Origin of the sequence: Orrella sp. JC864 (assembly GCF_037026685.1) — a bacterium.
Classification (GTDB): domain Bacteria; phylum Pseudomonadota; class Gammaproteobacteria; order Burkholderiales; family Burkholderiaceae_B; genus Orrella.
In genome coordinates this window covers 1-17104 of the sequence record NZ_JBANET010000026.1, presented here as the reverse complement: position 1 = coordinate 17104, position 17104 = coordinate 1, and the positions used below count along the sequence as shown (strand labels likewise).

The window sequence follows — 17104 nt, the reverse complement described above, 5'->3', positions numbered from 1 at the left end:
GATGACCAAGCACTGGATGACCATCGCGGGCGCTGCCGCCTTGCTGGGCCTTGCCGGCTGCGGCGACGGGGGCGATACGCCGGCGCCGGCGCGCGAGGACGCAGCCGCGCAGGCGGGCGCGGCCAGCCAGGCCGATACGCGCATCGCCAGCGTGCATGCCATGCCGGTACAGCGGCGCACCCTGCAGCCCTGGATCTACAGCCAGGGCACGGCCCGCTCGCGCCAGCGCGAGTTCCTGACCTTCACGCAGCAGGGCATGGTCACGTATGTCGACGAGAGTCTGCGCGTGGGCAGCCCCGTCAAGGCCGGCCAGTTGATCGCCCACCAGGCTCCCGAGCGGGTGCAGGCCGAGCTGCAGGCCGCGCGCGCGGCGGTGGCCGAGGCGCAAGCCAACCTCGCGCTGGCCGAGGTCACCCGCCAGCGCTACGAAGTCCTGATCAGCCAGCGTTCGGCCTCGAAACAGGAGCTGGACCAGGCCGTCGTGCAGATCCAGCAGGCCAGGGCCGCGCGCGACAGCGCGCGGGCGCAGTTGGCGCAGGCCCAGGTCGGCGTGGACGAATCGCGGCTGGTCTCGCCCATCGACGGCGTGCTGGCCCGGCTCAACATAGAAAAAGGGCGCTATTTCATGCCCAGCACCTTGCAGACCAACACGGAGCAGAACGCCCTGCGTACCGTGCCGGCCCTGGTCATCGATCCGGACCGCTTCGAGGTGCGCGTGGACCTGCCTTCCTACGATTTCCGCCGCATACAGGCCGGCGCCCGGGCGGTGATCGGCGCCGACCCGCCGCAGGTAGGCCAGGGCCTGGATCCGCTGGCGCGCGAAGGCCAGGTCCAGGGTCGGGTCTACGCCGTCAGCCCCTCCCTGGATCCCGAAACCCGCACCTTCCAGGTCATCGTCCATACGGAAGGTACCGGGCCGGGGCTGCAGGACGGCGAATTCGTCGCGGTCTGGATCGCCGAGCCGGCCGCACAGGACGCGCTGGCCGTGCCGCTGGACGCCTTGCGCTTTCGCAATGACCAGTCGTTCGTGTTCGTGGTCGATCCCGCTTCGGGCAAGGTCGCCGAGCGCAGGGTCGAGCTGGGCCAGCAATCCGGCAACCACCGGCAGGTTACAGAAGGCGTGCAGGAAGGCGAGCTGGTGGTGACCGATGGGCGCGCGGTGCTGCACGACGGCCAGCAGGTGCGCCTGCTGCAACGCGGCGGGCATGCGCCATGAGCGTGCCGCACGAAAGCCAGGAGGTGCGCAATGCCCACCCGCTGGCGCGCTTCTTCTTCCTGCAGCCGATATTCGGCATCCTGCTGGCGGTGACGCTCTCGCTGGGCGGCGTGCTGGCGTATTCCCAGCTGGTGAAGGAGTCGCTGCCCGATCTGAACATCCCGCAGGCCACCATCACCACCGCCTGGCCGGGTGCGGATCCGCGCACCATGGAAGAGCAGGTCACCGACGTCATCGAGGACGAGGTCACGACCCTGCAGGGCGTCACGCGGGTCGATAGCGCTTCCTTCGATTCGTTCTCGATCATCTCGGTGGAGTTCGACGCGGCCGCCGATCCGGTCGATGCCATGACGCGCCTGCGGGCGGCGGTTTCCGATGCCGAAGCCGAGCTGCCCGCCGATGTCGAGCGCCCCGCCATCGCGCAGGCGTCGGTGGACGACCGGCCGATCTTCACGTTCACCCTGCATGGCGATGGCGGCTCGGCCACCATGAACCAGCTGGCTCGCCGCATCCGTGACACGCTCGAGCGGCTGCCCGGCGTCAACGAGGTGGACATCGGCGGCGAGCGCGAGGAAATCGTCCAGATCCTGCTGCGCCCCGAGCGCCTGCTCGCGCTGGGCCTGTCGCCTTCGGCGGTGCGCAATGCCGTGCAGCAGGCCAACATCGAGCAGCCGTTCGGCGAAATCCGCAGCGACAGCATCGGCGCGGTGGTGCGGCTGGAGGGCCGCTTTCGCGACGTGAACGATCTGCGCGCCTTGCCGGTCACGCGGCGCGACGGATCGGGAGCGGGCAGGCCGGTGCGGCTCGACGAGGTGGCCTCGGTGCGCCGCATGCAGGAGACCGAAACCACGCGCGCCTTCTTCAGCGCGCGCGGGGCTGCCTATGCGCCTTCGCTCGAGCTGTCCGTGCGCAAGACGCCGGGCGCCGATACGGTCAATCTCGTGGCCACGCTGCGCGCCACGCTCGCGCAGATGCAGGAGCAGGCCTCCTGGCCCGCCGGCCTGCAATACACCATCACGCAGGACGAGGCCGTGCAAATATGGAAAGCGCTGGCCGACGTATTCGTCAGCGCCCTGCAGACCATGGCCATCGTGTTCGCCATCCTGCTGCTGACCATCGCCTGGCGCGAGGCCATCGTGGCGGGCCTGTCGGTGCCCGTCACCTTCGCCGGCGTGCTGCTCGCCATCCTGTTCATGGGCTACTCGCTCAACGAACTGGTGGTCATCGGCATGGTGATCGCCCTGGTCATGATCATCGACGTATTCATCATCCTGATGGAAGGGCTGCACGAGGAGATCTACAACGAGGGCAAGACCTTCGGCCAGGGCGTGCTGGCCACCGTCAGGCGCTACGCCGTGCCGGCCCTGGCCGCGCAACTGACGACCATCCTCGCGCTGGTCCCGCTCATGTCGATCGGCGGCACGGTCGGCGAGTTCATCCGCGTGCTGCCCACCACGACCGTGGTCTGCCTGGTCATCTCGTTCATCGTGGCGATGCTGTGTTCGCTGCCGCTCTCGCGCGCCCTGCTGGGCAAGGCGCGCAAGCCCGAGGATCCCAGGCAGCAGGGCCTATCCGACCGCATCACCGCCTGGGCCGTCAACGGGCTGGAGCGCTGGAACCTGCGCACGGTGGTCAGCAGCCGCCGGCGGTCCTGGCTATGGGTGTTCGGCGCCATCGGCCTGTTCATGCTGTCGATGCTGGCTTTCACGCAGGCACGCGTGGAGCTGTTTCCTCCCACCGACGGCGAGCGGTTGGGCATCAACATCGAGCTGCCGCCCACGGCGCAGCTGGCGACCTCCCAGCAGGTGGCCGACGAGGTCGGCGAGATCCTGCGGGCCAAGCCCTACTTCGAGAGCGTGGTCAAGCTGGTGGGCCGCAAGAGCCCCTTTGCCGGCGGCTCGATGGCCTCGAACCTGCAGCCCAGCGAGGCGGAGAACTTCATCGGCTTTTCCGCCATCTTCCGCGACCGCGCCGAGCGCGATGCGGATTCCTACGTGCTGGCCGACGAGCTGCGCCGCGAGCTGTCGGCCTATCTGCAGGCCAACGTGGCGGCGGCGCAGTTGCTGGTCGCGCCCGAGGCCAGCGGCCCCGGCGCCGGCGATCCGATCGAGATCCAGCTGGTGGGCGCCGACATGGACGAACTGCAGCGCCTCTCGCGCCAGGTGCAGGCGCTGCTCTCGCAGACCGCAGGCGTGGTGGACGTGCGTGACAACATCGGCATGCTCAAGCCGCAGCTGGCGCTGCGGCCCGACCGCGAGGCCGCCAATTTCTTCGGCATCGGCCATGACGACCTGGCTTCGCAGTTGCGCATCGCCTTCAGTTCGGACGATGTCGGCACCTTCGTGACGGGCGAGGGCACCGATGACATCGACATCCGCCTGGGCACCGAATGGCCGAGCCGGCCCGGAGAAGCCGGCGGGCCGCGCAACACGGAAGAGCTTTCGCGCGTGCGGGCGTTTGCCGAGGACGGCCGCTCCATCGCGCTGAACCAGCTGGTCCGGCCCGTGCCGTCCGAAGCGGCGATCGCCATTTCGCACGTCAACGGCGAGCGCGCCCTGACCGTCATGGCCAAGAACGAAGGGCGTACCGTGGGCGAGGTCATGGCCGACGTGGGGCCGCAACTGGACGCGTTGCAGCGGCAATGGCCCCCCGGCTACCGCGCGGTGATCGGCGGCGAGTCGGCCGACACCGCGCAGACCTTCGCATCGGCGCTGCTCGCACTGGTCATCGCGGTGGTGCTGGTGGTCGGGGTGCTGGTCATCGTGTTCAGCAGCTTTCGCCAGGCCTTCATCATCTTCGCCACCATGCCGCTTGCCGTGGTCGGGGCCGCACTGGGCTTCTGGGCCTTCGGCATTACGTTTTCGTTCTTCGCGATGATCGGCCTGGTATCCCTGATCGGGATCGCCATCAACAACGGCATCATCATGGTCGATACCATGAACGGCTACCTCAAGGCCGGGATGTCCGTCAGCCAGGCGGCGGCGGCCGGATCGGCCCGGCGCCTGCGGCCGCTGCTGACCACGGCCGTGACCACCATCGTCGGCCTGGTCCCGCTGGCGGTCAGCAGCGCCTTCTACCGGCCGTTGACGCTGGTCATCATCTTCGGACTGGTTTCGGTATCGGTGCTGGCGCTGTTCGTCGTGCCCGCGCTGTACCTGCTGCTGACGCCGCCGGACGCGGGCCGGCCCCGGTCGCTGGACTAGGGCGGCGGCCGCGGATAGCCCGCCCGCCGCCGCCGCCCGCGCCGCAAGACAGTGCCGCGGGCGGGCGGCCCCCGGCCGTGTCAGTCCTTCAGGCGCGTGATCAGGCTGGAGGTGTCCCAGCGGCCGCCGCCCATCTTCTGCACGTCGCCATAGAACTGGTCCACCAGCGCCGTCACCGGCACCCGGGCGCCGTTGCGGCGCGCCTCGTCCAGCACCAGGCTCAGGTCCTTGCGCATCCAGTCCACGGCAAAGCCGAAATCGAACTTGCCATCGACCATGGTGTGGCCGCGGTTGTCCATCTGCCAGCTTTGCGCCGCGCCTTTGCCGATGACCTCCAGCACCTGCTTCATGTCCAGCCCGGCCCGCTGCCCGAAGGCGATGGCTTCGGACAGGCCCTGGACCAGGCCGGCGATGCAGATCTGGTTCACCATCTTGGCCAGCTGGCCGGCCCCGGGCTCGCCGACCAGCGTCACGGCCCGCGAATAGGCGCCGGCGATGGGGCGCATGGTGTCGAAGGCGCCTTGCTCGCCGCCGCACATGACCGTCAGGGCGCCGTTGACCGCGCCGGCCTGGCCGCCCGAGACGGGCGCATCGACGAATTGCAGGCCGGCCGCCTTGGCCGCTTCGTAAAGCTCGCGCGCCACGTTGGCCGAAGCGGTGGTGTGGTCCACGAAAATGCTGCCGGGCTTCATGCCGGCGAACGCGCCGTCCTCGCCCAGCGTCACGCTGCGCAGGTCGTCGTCGTTGCCCACGCAGGCGAACACGATCTGCGCATCCTGCGCGGCCTGGCGCGGGGTGGGCGCGGCCTGGCCGCCGAACTCGGCGGCCCAGCTCTGGGCCTTGGCTGCCGTACGGTTGTACACGGTGACCTGGTGGCCCGCGCGGGCCAGATGGCCCGCCATGGGCAGGCCCATGACGCCCAGGCCCAGATAGGCGACCTTGACGGGCGCGGTGGATTCGTAGGACTTGCTAGCGATCGATGCCATGCGGGGAGTCTCCTTGTCTTGGCGTTGGGCGGAGCCCAAAGTCTATAGCAAGGACGCCGCCGCGCGTCAGTATCCCGCCGCCGATCCATCGCGCCGGCCGTCGCAGGCACCGGCATGGCCCTCGGCCGCCGGGTCGCCCAGGCGCAGCACCACCTGTCCCGAACCAAAATCGATCCCCGGCCGGGCCGCCTCAGGTCGAGCCGCGTCAGGCCGGGCCGTATCCGGCCGGCATTCGACAAGATGGCCGCGCGCGCCCAGCCCGGCGCGCAGCTCGTTGCCCAGGCCGGCTTCGCAGGCCACGGACAGGCCGCCGCGCCATTGCCAGCGGGGCGCGTCGCAGGCGGCCTGGGGTTGCTGCCCATAGTCGATCATGCGCACCAGCGTCTGCAGCTCGCCCTGTACCTGCATGCCTTCGCCCGTGAATCCCAGGCTCATGAGCGGAGCGCCGTCCTTGCTGACAAAGCCTGGCGAGCACGTGTGCAGCGGCCGCTTGCCGCCCGCCACGCCGTTGGGCCGCTGCGGGTCCGCATCGAAGGCGGCGCCGCGGTTCTGCAGGCTCACGCCCGACACCACCACGCCCGAGCCGAAGCCGGTATGGCTCGATTGCACCAGGCTCACCATCATGCCGTTGCGGTCGGCCACGGTCAGGCACACAGCCCCGCACGCGGCGGGCTTGCCAGCCGCGAGCAGCTGGGCCCGCTTGGGATCGATCTGCCGCGCGCGCCCTTGCAGGTAGCCCGGATCGAGCAGGGCGGCAGGCGCGATCGCCATGTCCCGGGCATCGCAGGCGCGGTTCTGGATATCGGCGTGCGCCAGCTTGGCCGCCTCGATCAGCAGATGCTGGGTATCGGCGTGATCGGCCGCCTGCGCGCCCAGGTCGAACTGCGCCAGGATGCCCAGCCCGATCAGCGTGCCCAGGCCTTGCCCGCCGGGCGGCAGCTGATGGATGGTGTGGCCGCGATAGGGCATGGCGATGGGCTCGACCCACTGGGGGGCGTAGCTGCGCAGGTCGTTCAGGCTCAGTACCGCATCGTGGGCCTGCGCATGGGCGACCAGCTTCTGGGCGGTCTCGCCCTCGTAGAAATCGCGTCCGGCCGACTCGGCGATGCGGCGCAGTGTTTCGGCCGCCCCGCGCAGCACGAAGCGCTCGCCCACGTGCGGGACGCGCCCGCGCGGCAGGAAATGCTCGGCAAAGCCCGGCATGGTGGCCAGCTGGTCCGCCTGCGCGGCCCATTTGCGCTGCACCCAGGGCGTAAGGGCGAAGCCGCGTTCGGCATAATCAAGCGCCGGGGCCAGCACCTGGTCGAAAGGCAGCTTGCCCAGCCTGGCGTGCAGCGCGGCCCAGCCGCCCACCGCCCCGGGCACGGTGGCGCTGTCCCAGCCTTTGGCGGGCATCGTCCCCTGGTGCTTGCGCTGGAAATAGTCGGCGTGCCACCGGGCCGGGGCCGGCCCGACGGCATTCAGGCCATGCAGGCGCGCGCCGTCCCAGACCAGGGCGCAACAGTCCGAGCCCAGGCCGTTGCTGGCCGGGTCCACCAGCGCCAGGACCGCCGCGCCGGCCACTGCCGCATCCGCGGCATTGCCGCCCTGCTGCAGCATGCGCAGCCCCGCCTGGGTGGCCAGGCCATGCGAGGCGGACACGATATTGCGAGCAAATACCGCCGGGCGGGTCCACGGGTAGGGATTGCTCCAGTCCATGCTCATCGAAAAGGCGCCTGGTTGCGGGTAAACCCGTAGCTTATCGCAGCGTCTTGTGTGCAATGCAGCAAATAGAGGCCCAGCGCTGCGCCTGGGCCTGCCGCCCTCAAGGAGCTGTTTTTCGCCTTGGGCGGCCCGGCGCGCAAAAAAAAACGCCTCCCGAAGGAGGCGTTTCTTCAAGCCAGGCGAAGGAGGCGGTCAATCTTCTTCCACGAAGGTTTCTTCGCGCTTCTTGCGGATGGCCGGCAGGGCTACCAGCACCACCAGGATCACCGCGGCGCCCAGCAGCGAGGCCGAGAGCGGGCGGTCGATGAAGGTCGCATAGTCGCCGCGCGAGAGCAGCAGCGCCCGGCGGAAGTTCTCCTCCATCATGGGGCCCAGCACCAGGCCCAGCAGCAGCGGCGCGCCTTCGCATTTGAGCTTGGCCCAGATGTAGCCGATGATGCCGAAGGCGGCGGTCGTGTAGATGTCGAAGACGTTGTAGTTCAGGGAATACACGCCGATGGTGCAGAACACCAGGATGGCCGGGAACAGGATGCGGTAGGGCACGCGCAGCAGCTTGATCCACAGGCCGATCAGCGGCAGGTTCAGCACCACCAGCATCAGGTTGCCGATCCACATCGAGGCGATCAGGCCCCAGAACAGCTCGGGGTGGCTGCTCATGACCTGCGGGCCGGGCTGGATGTTGTGGATGGTCATGGCCCCGACCATCAGCGCCATCACGGCGTTGCCCGGGATGCCCAGCGTCAGCAGCGGGATGAACGAGGTCTGCGCCCCGGCGTTGTTGGCCGACTCGGGGCCTGCCAGGCCGGCCGGCGCGCCCTTGCCGAAGCGCTCGGGCGTCTTGGACAGCTTCTTCTCCAGCGTATAGGAGGCGAACGACGAGAGCACCGCGCCGCCGCCGGGCAGGATGCCCAGCATCGAGCCCAGGGCGGTGCCGCGCACGATGGCCGGGGCGGCTTCGCGGAACTCCTGCTTGTTGGGATACAGCGTGCCGACCTTGTCGTTGACCTCGACGCGGTTCTCGCGCTGCTCCAGGTTGGTCATGATCTCGGCGAAGCCGAACACGCCCATGGCCACGATGGCGAAGTCGATGCCGTCCTGCAGCTCGGGGATGCCGAAATCGTAGCGGGCCACGCCCGAGTTCACGTCGGTGCCCACCATGCCCAGCAGCAGGCCCAGCAGGATCATGCAGATGGCCTTGGGCAGCGAGCCGGAGGCCAGCACCACTGCGCCGACCAGGCCCAGCACCATCAGCGAGAAGTACTCGGCCGGGCCGAACTTGAAGGCGACTTCGGCCAGGGGCGGCGCAAAAGCGGCCAGCAGCAGCGTTGCCACGCAGCCGGCGAAGAACGAGCCGATGGCCGCCAGCGCCAGCGCCGCGCCGGCGCGTCCGTTCTTGGCCATCTGGTGGCCGTCCAGCACTGTCACCACCGCGGATGTCTCGCCCGGCAGGTTGACCAGGATGGCCGTGGTCGAGCCGCCGTACTGCGTGCCGTAGTAGATCCCGGCCAGCATGATCAGGCCGGCCACCGGCGGCAGCACGTAGGTGATGGGCAGCAGCATGGCGATGGTGGGCACCGGGCCCAGGCCCGGCAGCACGCCCACCAGCGTGCCCAGGATGCAGCCCAGCAGGGCGTACAGCAGGTTCTCAGGCGTGAAGGCGACCGAAAAGCCCAACGCCAGGTTGTCGAAAAGTTCCATGATCGTGTCGGAGCCTCAGTCTTAGCCCAGGAAGGCGGGCCATTGGGGGAAGATCAGGCCGAGGCCCTTGATGAATGCCAGCCAGCAGAACACGACCAGGAAGATCGCATTGGCCAGGGCGACTTTCCAGCTGAATTCATGGCTGGCCAGGCTGCTGAGCACGACAAGGATGAACAGCGACAGGTACAGGCCCAAGGGCTGGAGCAGGATGCCGAACAGAATGACCGAGGCGATGATGATGGCAAGGATCTTGAAATCGAGCTTGTCGATCTTGGTCTCGGTTGCCTTGGGCCGCAGCGCGGTCAGGGCGACGACCGCGCCCAGCAAGGCCAGGCACATCCCCAGCCAGAAGGGAAAGTAGCCCGGCCCCATGCGTGCTGCGGTACCCATTTGATAAGAGGTCGCCTGGTAGGCGAACCCCAGGCCCAGGGCGACGAACATCACCCCCGACCAGAAGTCTTGTTTGTTTCTTAGCTGCATGTTGACTCCTAAACCCCGTGCGCGAACAACGTGTTGGTTAGTACCCTTGAAACGTGGTTGATGGCTCCGCTTTCAATGGCTGAAAGGCTGCCGAAGCCTTTTGAAAGGCGACATGGTAATGGAGCGCTGGCCCAAGTGATACCTGGAAGATGTCCTAAGTACGTGGGGTTTTCCCTAAAACTCGGGGGTGGTTAGGGTCTTTTGGCCGTGCTTTCATCTGCCTGTGAGACAAATGAAAGCGCCTTGAAAGCAAATGGCAAGATTTATGAAAGCAGAGGGGGGGATTGAAGCGAAAGTAATTCGATAGGACGGGAGGATGCAATCTATTACCAACGAAGCGCCGGCGGCGGCATCCCCCTGCCGCCGACTATGGTTTACGATAGCGCCCATGCTGGAAGATCTAGACCAACTCGCGGCCCGCATCGGGCAACTCGTACAGCGGACGCGGCAGCTGCACGCCGAGCGCGACGCCCTGCGCGCGCGCCTGGGCGAGGTCGAAAAGGAACGCGACGCGCTCAGGAAGCGCCAGTCCGACACCGAGGACCGGGCCCAGGCCCTGCAGGCGCGGCTGGACGAGCAGGTGCGCGAGCGCGAATCCCTGCAGGCCCAGGCCGACGGCGCCGAGCAGCGCCTGCAGGCCGAGCTCGAGCGCCAGGCCGGCGAATATCGCAGCCTGCAGGCGCGCTACCAGGCCCGCGAGGCCGAACTGGCCCGCCTGCATGGCGCCGCCGTGCAGGCGCAAGAGCGCATCGACGCCGTCCTGGTCAAGCTGCCGGGCGGCCAGCCTCTGGCCCACTCCGCCCAGGAGGCCAACTGATGGAACGCATAGACGTATCGATATTGGGCCGCGACTATTCGCTGGCCTGCTCTCCCGAAGAAAAAAACGCCCTGCTCGCCGCCGTGCGCCACGTCGACCAGCTCATGCTGCGCATCAAGGGCAGCGGCAAGGTCTCCAGCAACGAGCGCATCGCCGTCATGGCCGCCATCCAGATCGCCGGCGAGATGCTGGCCATGAAGGCCGCGCCCGACGGTCCGCTGGGCGGCTTGGCGGTGGGCGACTTCAAGCGTAAAATAGAGGCCATGAACACCATGCTCGACGAAGCCATCGTCGGGCAGCAAAGGCTGGTATGACACAGCCTTGCCGCCAGGTTGTCCCTGCGGTGCACGTGACTAGGCCATACATTCTCTGAACCTATGTCTTATGGCATAAGGTTGCGATGGCTTTCCGGTGGGCGTGATCGTCTCTCCGTCAGACGAACTCAAAGCCGGGCCGAAGCGACCACCTTGAACCTCAGGGTTCGAGATGCCGGCCTTGACGGCACATGCGGGGCATTTATCGAAACGGGTCTGCGACTGCGCAGGCCCGTTTTTGCTTTTTGCCCCCGTCCTTCTTTTCCTTCCTAGAAGCGAGACCAGCATGAATCAACGTTTCCGTGCGACTTCCCCCCTGCGCCTGGCGTGCGCGGCCGCCGCCTTCGGCTTGCTTGCCGCCTTGCCGGCCCATGCCCAGGAGCGGGCCGCTGCGCCGGCCAGCGGCCAGCAGGCCGGCCGCCACGAGGACGGCAAGCGCCAGCGCCCGCCGGAGCTGGTGCTGCAAGCCCAGGCGGTTGCCGAGCTGCCGCAGGACACCGTCACCATCACCCTGGCCGCCGAACGCGACGGCGCGGACCAGGCCGGCGTGGGCAAGGCGCTGACGGCGGTCCTGGACGAGGCCATGAAGCAGGCCAAGGGCGACGGCAAGGTAAGCGCGCGCAACGGCAGCTACCGCATCTGGGCGGTCACCAACCGCGACGGCCAGCTCACCGGCTGGCGCGGGCGCGTCGAAATGGTGCTCGAATCGCGCGACTTCCCGGCCGCCTCGGCCCTGGCCGGCAAGCTGTCCGAGACCATGCCGGTGGCCGGTATCGCTTTCTCGCTGTCCGAGCAGGCTCGCGCCGAGCAGGAGCGGCGCCTGCTCGAGCAGGCCGCGCAGGCTTTCGGCGAACGCGCGCAGGCAGCGGCGGCCGCCTTCGGTTTCGACGGCTACCGTATCCGCAAGATCGAGCTGGGCGGCAGCGGCGCGCAATATGTCCGTCCTCGCATGCAAGCCATGGCGGCCAGCGCCGAGTCCGTGTCCATGAAGCTTGCCGATGTGCCCTTGCAGGCCGATACCGAAATGGTCACGGTCTCGGTCAACGGCACGGTCAGCCTGCATTAGATCTGCATCAGGCCTGCGTCCGGGCCTTTGGCCCGCCCGCGGGCCGTTGCCCGGACGCGCGGCCGGCGCATCGGCGGCAGCCGGTCCTAGCCAGTGCGGCGCGCGCTGTAGAAGTACAGCGCCGCGCCGGCGGCGATCATCGGCAGTGACAGCCACTGCCCCATGCTCAGGCCGCCGGCCAGCAAGCCCAGGAAGCCGTCGGGCTCGCGCGTGAACTCGGCCAGGAACCGGAAGACGCCGTAGCCCGCCAGGAAAACCGCGCTGACCTGGCCGATCGGCCGCGGCTTGCGGGCGAACAGCCAGACGATCACGAACAGCGCCAGGCCCTCGAGCCCCATCTGGTACAGCTGCGAGGGGTGCCGCGCGATGCCGTCGGCCGCTTGCGGGAACACCATGCCCCAGGGCAGGTCCGTCGGGCGGCCCCACAGCTCCCCGTTGATGAAGTTGCCCAGCCGTCCGGCCGCCAGCGCCAGCGGGATCAGCGGAGCGACGAAGTCGCCCACCTCCAGGAAGCGGTAGCCGCGCTTGCGCGCGAACAGCCACATCATGGCGATCACGCCCAGCAGGCCTCCGTGAAAGGCCATGCCGCCTTCCCACAGGTAAAAGATCTCCAGCGGATGGCTCAGGTAGTAGCCAGGCTTGTAGAACAGCACGTAGCCCAGCCGCCCGCCGGCGATCACCCCCACCACGCCATAGAAGATCACGTCCTCCAGGTCCTGCGAGGTCATCCGCGTCTTGCCGTGCCGGATGCGCCAGCGTCCCAGCACCCAGGCCAGGGCAAAGCCCAGCAGGTACATCAGTCCGTACCAGTGGATGGCCACCGGGCCTACTTGCAGGGCGATGGGGTCGAATTCGGGGTATCGCAGCATGGTCGCGGGCAAGAAGAAAAAAGATGACCGATAATAACCGCCGTCCATGATGTCCAATGCCCGCTTTCGAGAAAGGAAGGAAGAGACAAATGCCGCACAACGAACGCTCGCGCAATATCACCCACGGCGTGGCCCGCGCGCCCAATCGCGCCATGTACTACGCGCTGGGCTATACCGAAAAGGATTTCGACAATCCCATGATCGGTATCGCGAACGGGCATTCCACCATCACTCCCTGTAACAGCGGCCTGCAGGTGCTGGCCGACCGCGCCATTGCCGCCGTGCGCGAAGCCGGCGCCAACCCGCAGGTGTTCGGCACGCCCACCATTTCGGACGGCATGTCCATGGGCACCGAAGGCATGAAGTACTCGCTGGTCTCGCGCGAGGTCATCGCCGACTGCATCGAGACCGCGGTGCAGGGCCAGTGGATGGACGGCGTGGTGGTCATCGGCGGCTGCGACAAGAACATGCCCGGCGGCATGATCGCCATGGCCCGTACCAACGTGCCCAGCATCTACGTCTATGGCGGCACCATCAAGCCGGGGCGCCACAAGGGCAAGGACATGAACATCGTCTCGGTTTTCGAGGCCGTGGGCGAATTCACCATGGGCCGCATGGACGAGCAGGAATTCAAGGAAATCGAGAAGTGCTCGATTCCCGGCCCGGGCTCCTGCGGCGGCATGTACACGGCCAACACCATGAGCTCGGCCTTCGAAGTGCTCGGCCTGAGCCTGCCGTACTCCAGCACCATGGCCAACGTCGATGCCGAAAAGGCCGATTCGGCCGCTGAGTCGGCGCGCGTGCTGGTCGAGGCCGTCAAGAAGAACATCCGCCCGCGCGACCTCATTACCCGCAAGTCCATCGAGAACGCCGTCTCGGTCATCATGGCCACGGGCGGCTCGACCAATGCCGTGCTCCACTTCCTGGCCATCGCGCACGCGGCCGAAGTGGAGTGGACCATCGACGATTTCGAGCGCATCCGCAAGCGCGTGCCCGTGATCTGCGACCTCAAGCCCTCGGGCAAGTATGTCGCCGTCGACCTGCATCGCGCCGGCGGCATCCCGCAGGTCATGAAGATCCTGCTCAACGCCGGGCTGCTGCACGGCGACTGCATGACCATCACGGGCAAGACCATCGCCGAGGTGCTGGCCGACGTGCCCGACACGCCCAGCCCCGACCAGGACGTGATCCGTCCTATCGACAAGCCGCTCTACCAGCAGGGCCACCTGGCCATCCTCAAGGGCAACCTCTCGCCCGAGGGCTGCGTGGCCAAGATCACCGGCCTGAAGAATCCCGTCATCACCGGCCCGGCCCGCGTGTTCGATTCCGAGGACGCCGCCATGGCCGCCATCATGGACCGAAAGATCAATCATGGCGACGTGGTGGTGATCCGCTACGAAGGCCCCAAGGGCGGCCCGGGCATGCGCGAGATGCTTGCGCCTACCTCGGCGCTCATCGGCCAGGGCCTGGGCGAGACCGTCGGCCTGATCACCGATGGCCGTTTCTCGGGCGGCACCTGGGGCATGGTGGTCGGCCACGTGGCGCCGGAGGCCTACGTGGGCGGCCCCATCGCGCTGATCGAGGAAGGCGACTCCATCACCATCGACGCCAGGCAGCTGCTGCTGCAGCTCAATGTCGAGGACAAGGAGCTCGAGCGCCGCCGCGCGGCCTGGAAGCCGCCCGCTCCCCGCTATACCCGCGGCGTGCTTGCCAAGTTCGGCAAGCTGGCCAGCACGGCCAGCCGCGGCGCGGTCACGGACCGGTTCGATGAGTAAAGCGGCATGGACGCTGGCACTGCTGTGCGCGGCGCTGCCCGCCGCGAGCCAGACGCTGCAGGGCCAGGCCCTGGCCAAGGCCAGGCAATGCCTGGCCTGCCACCAGGTCGATAGCAAGCGGGTCGGGCCCTCGTTCAAGGCAGTGGCCGAGCGTTACGCCGGGCAGCAAGGGGCGCAGGACTACCTGGCCCAGGCCATCCGCCGGGGCGGCCGCGGCCGTTGGGGAGCGATCCCCATGCCTGCGCAGCCGCAAGTCGACGAGCAGGCCGCGCATGACCTGGCGCGATGGATACTCTCGCTGGAGCAGCCTGATTCCTAGGCCGGCCGCGGTCGTCCCCGGCGCTTGCAGGGAGGGCGGGGCGCTTCGTATGCTTGTCCGACGGCCTGTGGCGGCATCGCAAGCGCTGCGGCGCCGGTCCACTCATCCAGCGGCCACGCGCGTGGCAAGGAGCAAGCATGACTACTTCGGGCGCATCGGGCGCGGGCAGGCAGGTGGCGGTTTTTGGCGGCGGCTGCTTCTGGTGCGTCGAGGCCGTCTTCAAACCGCTGCGCGGCGTGCTGGCGGTCACCTCCGGCTATAGCGGCGGCCAGCTCGAACGTCCCAGCTACGAGCAGGTCTGCCAGGGCGATACCGGCCATATCGAAGTGGCCCGTATCGAATTCGACCCCGCCCAGGTTTCCTATCGCGATCTGCTGACGGTGTTCTTTGCCACCCATGATCCGACCACGCCGGACCGCCAGGGCAACGACGTCGGACCGCAGTACCGTTCGGCCATCTTCTGGCAGGACGAGACGCAAAAGCGCGAAGCCGGGCAACGCATCGCCGAGCTCGAGCGCGAAGGCGTATTCGACGCGCCCATCGTCACGCAACTGCTGCCGCCGGCGGTGTTCTGGCCGGCCGAGGCCGTGCACCACGACTATTTCGCACGGCATCCCCAGCAAGGCTATTGCCAGTTCGTCATCGCTCCCAAGGTGGCCAAGATGCGCAAGCAGTTCGCCGACAAGCTGGCTACATAGGGTTTGGCCGCCTGCCTTATTCGGTGGTCTTGAGCACGCCGCGCCGCATCTGGTCCAGTTCTATGGATTCGAACAGGGCCTTGAAATTGCCTTCGCCGAAGCCGTCGTTGCCCTTGCGCTGGATGATCTCGAAGAAAATCGGTCCGATCTGGTTCTCGGTGAATATCTGCAGCAGCAGGCCGCCGTCGGGCGCGCCGTCGAGCAGGATGCGGTTCTGGAGCAGGCGGGCGGTATCCTCGCCATGGCCGGGCAGGCGCCGCTCGAGCAATTCGTAGTAGGTTTCGGGCGTATCCAGGAACCTAAGCCCGCTGGCGCGCAGCCGTTCCACCGTGGCATAGATGTCATTCGTGCCCAACGCGATGTGCTGGATGCCCTCGCCGCGGTACAGATCCAGGTATTCCTGGATCTGCCCTTTCTCCTCGGTGCCTTCCTCGTTGATGGGGATGCGGATCATGCCGCATGGCGAGGTCATGGCCTTGGACTTCACGCCGGTAACCTTGCCTTCGATGTCGAAATAGCGCACCTCGCGGAAGTTGAACAGCCGCTCGTAGAATTCGGCCCATTCGGCCATGCGGCCCTTGTGCACGTTATGGGTCAGGTGATCGACCACGGTCAGGCCGGCGCCGGCATGGTTCATGTCGCTGCCGGCCGTCTGCGCGTCGATGGGCTCGAAATCCACGTCATAGATGCTGATGTCACCGATCCCGCCATGGCCGGACTTTCCACGCCAGCGGTCCACCAGGTAGATGAGCGAATCGCCGATGCCCTTGATGGCGGGGATGTTCAGCTCCATGGGGCCGCTGCGCGAGTCAAAGCCCCAGGCGCCCAGTTCGAGGGCGCGTTTGTAGGCCCGGGCCGCATCCTGCACGCGAAAGGCGATGGCGCAGATGGAAGGGCCGTGCAGGCGGGCAAAGCGTTGGGCAAAGGAGTCTGGCTCGGCGTTGACCAGGAAGTTGATGCCGCCTTGGCGGTACAGGGTCACCTTCTTGTGCCGATGGCGCGCGATGGGCTTGAACCCCAGCGATTCGAAAACCTTGCCCAAGGCTGCGGGATCGGGCGCGGTGTACTCGATGAATTCGAATCCGGCGGTTCCCATGGGGTTGTCCCAGGGCTTGAATGTCTCGCTCATGTCTTCCTCTTGATGTGGGTGGGGCTGCCGCAGGCCTGTCGTAGCACAGGGGCGGCTCGGACCGGTTGGGGAAATTCTAAGGAAGACAGGGCGGCAGGCTATTGCGAAATTGCGTGATTTCGCGGGGGTTGGAGCAATAATATTGCTCATCTTCGATGGCTATTGGCAGGAAACCCATGGAAATTACTCTGGATAGGACAGATCGACGCATTCTCCAGGAACTGCAGCGCGACGGCCGGCTCAGCAACCAGGAACTGGCCGACCGCGTGTCGCTTTCGCCCAGCCCATGCCTGCGGCGCGTCAAGCGCCTGGAGGCGAGCGGCATCATCCAGCGTTATGTCGCCGTGCTGGACGCCGAAAAGATCGGCCTGGGGCTGGTGGCCTACGTCAATATCCGGCTGCGCAAGCACAGCGGCGTGGGGCACGAACCCATGGAGTCCTTCCGGCGCGACGTCCAGCGTTGGCCCGAAGTGGCCGCTTGCTATGCCATGACCGGCGACATGGATTACCTGTTGCGGATACAGGTGCGCGACCTGGCGCATTTTTCCCATTTCGCCATGAACACGCTGATGCAGCATCCCTCCGTGGTGGACATGCGTTCGAGCTTCGCCTTGCAGAAGATCAAGGAGAACGGGGAGCTGGCGCTATAAAGTAAAGGGGAAAGTAAAGGGGAGCTTCCGGCAGCCAGTCTGGCCTGGCCCGTGCACCTTCTGCCGGCACCCCTCTATCGAGCCTCTCTTCCCAGGGCTTTCTCCCCGGGCTCTTTCCCGGGCCCCTCTCTCTGGCTTCCTCTGGGCCTTCCCTGCCTACCGCCCCGTCGTTTGCAGCGA

General features: G+C 67.2%; 15 protein-coding genes and 1 other RNA gene. 10 read left to right on the top strand and 6 right to left on the bottom strand.

Going from position 1 to position 17104, the window contains the following annotated elements; translation table 11 throughout:
- Window position 1 precedes the first annotated feature (1 nt).
- Together V8Z80_RS18620 and V8Z80_RS18615 are read left to right on the top strand one after the other, a co-directional pair.
- Complete coding sequence (locus V8Z80_RS18620) at window positions 2-1216, top strand: efflux RND transporter periplasmic adaptor subunit (protein ID WP_336063073.1); 1215 nt, start codon at window positions 2-4, stop codon at window positions 1214-1216.
- Window positions 1213-4419 (top strand): efflux RND transporter permease subunit, encoded by a 3207-nt coding sequence (locus tag V8Z80_RS18615; RefSeq protein WP_336063072.1) that lies wholly within the window; start codon window positions 1213-1215, stop codon window positions 4417-4419. The genes V8Z80_RS18620 and V8Z80_RS18615 overlap by 4 nt, the downstream gene beginning before the upstream one ends.
- Before the next feature lie 80 nt (window positions 4420-4499).
- On the opposite strand, the gene V8Z80_RS18610 is transcribed toward V8Z80_RS18615, so the two are convergent.
- The 4 genes from V8Z80_RS18610 to V8Z80_RS18595 form a co-directional block, all read right to left on the bottom strand.
- Complete coding sequence (locus tag V8Z80_RS18610; RefSeq protein WP_336063071.1) at window positions 4500-5405, bottom strand: NAD(P)-dependent oxidoreductase; 906 nt, start codon at window positions 5403-5405, stop codon at window positions 4500-4502.
- A 66-nt stretch (window positions 5406-5471) separates the two neighbouring features.
- On the bottom strand, window positions 5472-7109 hold the full coding sequence (locus V8Z80_RS18605) for a gamma-glutamyltransferase family protein (protein WP_336063070.1): 1638 nt from the start codon (window positions 7107-7109) through the stop codon (window positions 5472-5474).
- A 192-nt stretch (window positions 7110-7301) separates the two neighbouring features.
- Window positions 7302-8807, bottom strand: a complete 1506-nt coding sequence (locus V8Z80_RS18600; protein WP_336063069.1) for a tripartite tricarboxylate transporter permease — start codon at window positions 8805-8807, stop codon at window positions 7302-7304.
- Window positions 8808-8828: 21 nt separating this feature from the next.
- A complete protein-coding gene (locus V8Z80_RS18595) occupies window positions 8829-9287 on the bottom strand; it encodes a tripartite tricarboxylate transporter TctB family protein (RefSeq protein ID WP_336063068.1) in 459 nt (152 codons plus the stop codon).
- 388 nt (window positions 9288-9675) lie between these two features.
- Here V8Z80_RS18595 and V8Z80_RS18590 point away from each other — a divergent pair, with 388 nt between their 5' ends.
- The 4 genes from V8Z80_RS18590 to V8Z80_RS18575 all read left to right on the top strand — a co-directional run bounded on the left by V8Z80_RS18590 (window position 9676) and on the right by V8Z80_RS18575 (window position 11484).
- The gene (locus V8Z80_RS18590) at window positions 9676-10104 is read left to right on the top strand and encodes a hypothetical protein (RefSeq protein WP_336063067.1); all 429 of its coding nucleotides are present in this window, start codon (window positions 9676-9678) and stop codon (window positions 10102-10104) included.
- Entirely contained in the window at window positions 10104-10418 is a 315-nt protein-coding gene (locus V8Z80_RS18585; protein WP_155197242.1) for a cell division protein ZapA, read from the top strand. Before V8Z80_RS18590 ends, V8Z80_RS18585 begins: the two co-directional genes overlap by 1 nt.
- Before the next feature lie 18 nt (window positions 10419-10436).
- A non-coding RNA gene (gene ssrS / locus V8Z80_RS18580) (6S RNA) lies at window positions 10437-10622 on the top strand.
- 82 nt (window positions 10623-10704) lie between these two features.
- Entirely contained in the window at window positions 10705-11484 is a 780-nt protein-coding gene (locus V8Z80_RS18575; protein WP_336063066.1) for an SIMPL domain-containing protein, read from the top strand.
- 86 nt (window positions 11485-11570) lie between these two features.
- On the opposite strand, the gene lgt is transcribed toward V8Z80_RS18575, so the two are convergent.
- A complete protein-coding gene (lgt, locus tag V8Z80_RS18570) occupies window positions 11571-12353 on the bottom strand; it encodes a prolipoprotein diacylglyceryl transferase (protein WP_155197240.1) in 783 nt (260 codons plus the stop codon).
- Window positions 12354-12442: 89 nt separating this feature from the next.
- Here lgt and ilvD point away from each other — a divergent pair, with 89 nt between their 5' ends.
- From ilvD to msrA, 3 genes are all read left to right on the top strand, one after another.
- A complete protein-coding gene (ilvD, locus tag V8Z80_RS18565) occupies window positions 12443-14128 on the top strand; it encodes a dihydroxy-acid dehydratase (protein WP_155197239.1) in 1686 nt (561 codons plus the stop codon).
- Window positions 14121-14447 (top strand): c-type cytochrome, encoded by a 327-nt coding sequence (locus V8Z80_RS18560; protein ID WP_155197238.1) that lies wholly within the window; start codon window positions 14121-14123, stop codon window positions 14445-14447. The genes ilvD and V8Z80_RS18560 overlap by 8 nt, the downstream gene beginning before the upstream one ends.
- 137 nt (window positions 14448-14584) lie before the next feature.
- Window positions 14585-15145 (top strand): peptide-methionine (S)-S-oxide reductase MsrA, encoded by a 561-nt coding sequence (gene msrA, locus V8Z80_RS18555; protein WP_155197237.1) that lies wholly within the window; start codon window positions 14585-14587, stop codon window positions 15143-15145.
- Window positions 15146-15161: 16 nt separating this feature from the next.
- Here msrA and hppD read toward each other — a convergent pair whose 3' ends face one another.
- Entirely contained in the window at window positions 15162-16274 is a 1113-nt protein-coding gene (gene hppD, locus V8Z80_RS18550; protein WP_155197236.1) for a 4-hydroxyphenylpyruvate dioxygenase, read from the bottom strand.
- 176 nt (window positions 16275-16450) lie between these two features.
- Here hppD and V8Z80_RS18545 point away from each other — a divergent pair, with 176 nt between their 5' ends.
- Complete coding sequence (locus V8Z80_RS18545; RefSeq protein WP_155197235.1) at window positions 16451-16924, top strand: Lrp/AsnC family transcriptional regulator; 474 nt, start codon at window positions 16451-16453, stop codon at window positions 16922-16924.
- Window positions 16925-17104: the final 180 nt, after the last annotated feature.

Bases quoted from the DNA above. Each gene is read 5' to 3' on its own strand.
- V8Z80_RS18620 (WP_336063073.1), top strand. From the start codon at position 2: ATGACCAAGCACTGGATGACCATCGCGGGCGCTGCCGCCTTGCTGGGC.
- V8Z80_RS18615 (WP_336063072.1), top strand. From the start codon at position 1,213: ATGAGCGTGCCGCACGAAAGCCAGGAGGTGCGCAATGCCCACCCGCTG.
- V8Z80_RS18610 (WP_336063071.1), bottom strand. From the start codon at position 5,405: ATGGCATCGATCGCTAGCAAGTCCTACGAATCCACCGCGCCCGTCAAG.
- V8Z80_RS18605 (WP_336063070.1), bottom strand. From the start codon at position 7,109: ATGAGCATGGACTGGAGCAATCCCTACCCGTGGACCCGCCCGGCGGTA.
- V8Z80_RS18600 (WP_336063069.1), bottom strand. From the start codon at position 8,807: ATGGAACTTTTCGACAACCTGGCGTTGGGCTTTTCGGTCGCCTTCACG.
- V8Z80_RS18595 (WP_336063068.1), bottom strand. From the start codon at position 9,287: ATGCAGCTAAGAAACAAACAAGACTTCTGGTCGGGGGTGATGTTCGTC.
- V8Z80_RS18590 (WP_336063067.1), top strand. From the start codon at position 9,676: ATGCTGGAAGATCTAGACCAACTCGCGGCCCGCATCGGGCAACTCGTA.
- V8Z80_RS18585 (WP_155197242.1), top strand. From the start codon at position 10,104: ATGGAACGCATAGACGTATCGATATTGGGCCGCGACTATTCGCTGGCC.
- V8Z80_RS18575 (WP_336063066.1), top strand. From the start codon at position 10,705: ATGAATCAACGTTTCCGTGCGACTTCCCCCCTGCGCCTGGCGTGCGCG.
- lgt (WP_155197240.1), bottom strand. From the start codon at position 12,353: ATGCTGCGATACCCCGAATTCGACCCCATCGCCCTGCAAGTAGGCCCG.
- ilvD (WP_155197239.1), top strand. From the start codon at position 12,443: ATGCCGCACAACGAACGCTCGCGCAATATCACCCACGGCGTGGCCCGC.
- V8Z80_RS18560 (WP_155197238.1), top strand. From the start codon at position 14,121: ATGAGTAAAGCGGCATGGACGCTGGCACTGCTGTGCGCGGCGCTGCCC.
- msrA (WP_155197237.1), top strand. From the start codon at position 14,585: ATGACTACTTCGGGCGCATCGGGCGCGGGCAGGCAGGTGGCGGTTTTT.
- hppD (WP_155197236.1), bottom strand. From the start codon at position 16,274: ATGAGCGAGACATTCAAGCCCTGGGACAACCCCATGGGAACCGCCGGA.
- V8Z80_RS18545 (WP_155197235.1), top strand. From the start codon at position 16,451: ATGGAAATTACTCTGGATAGGACAGATCGACGCATTCTCCAGGAACTG.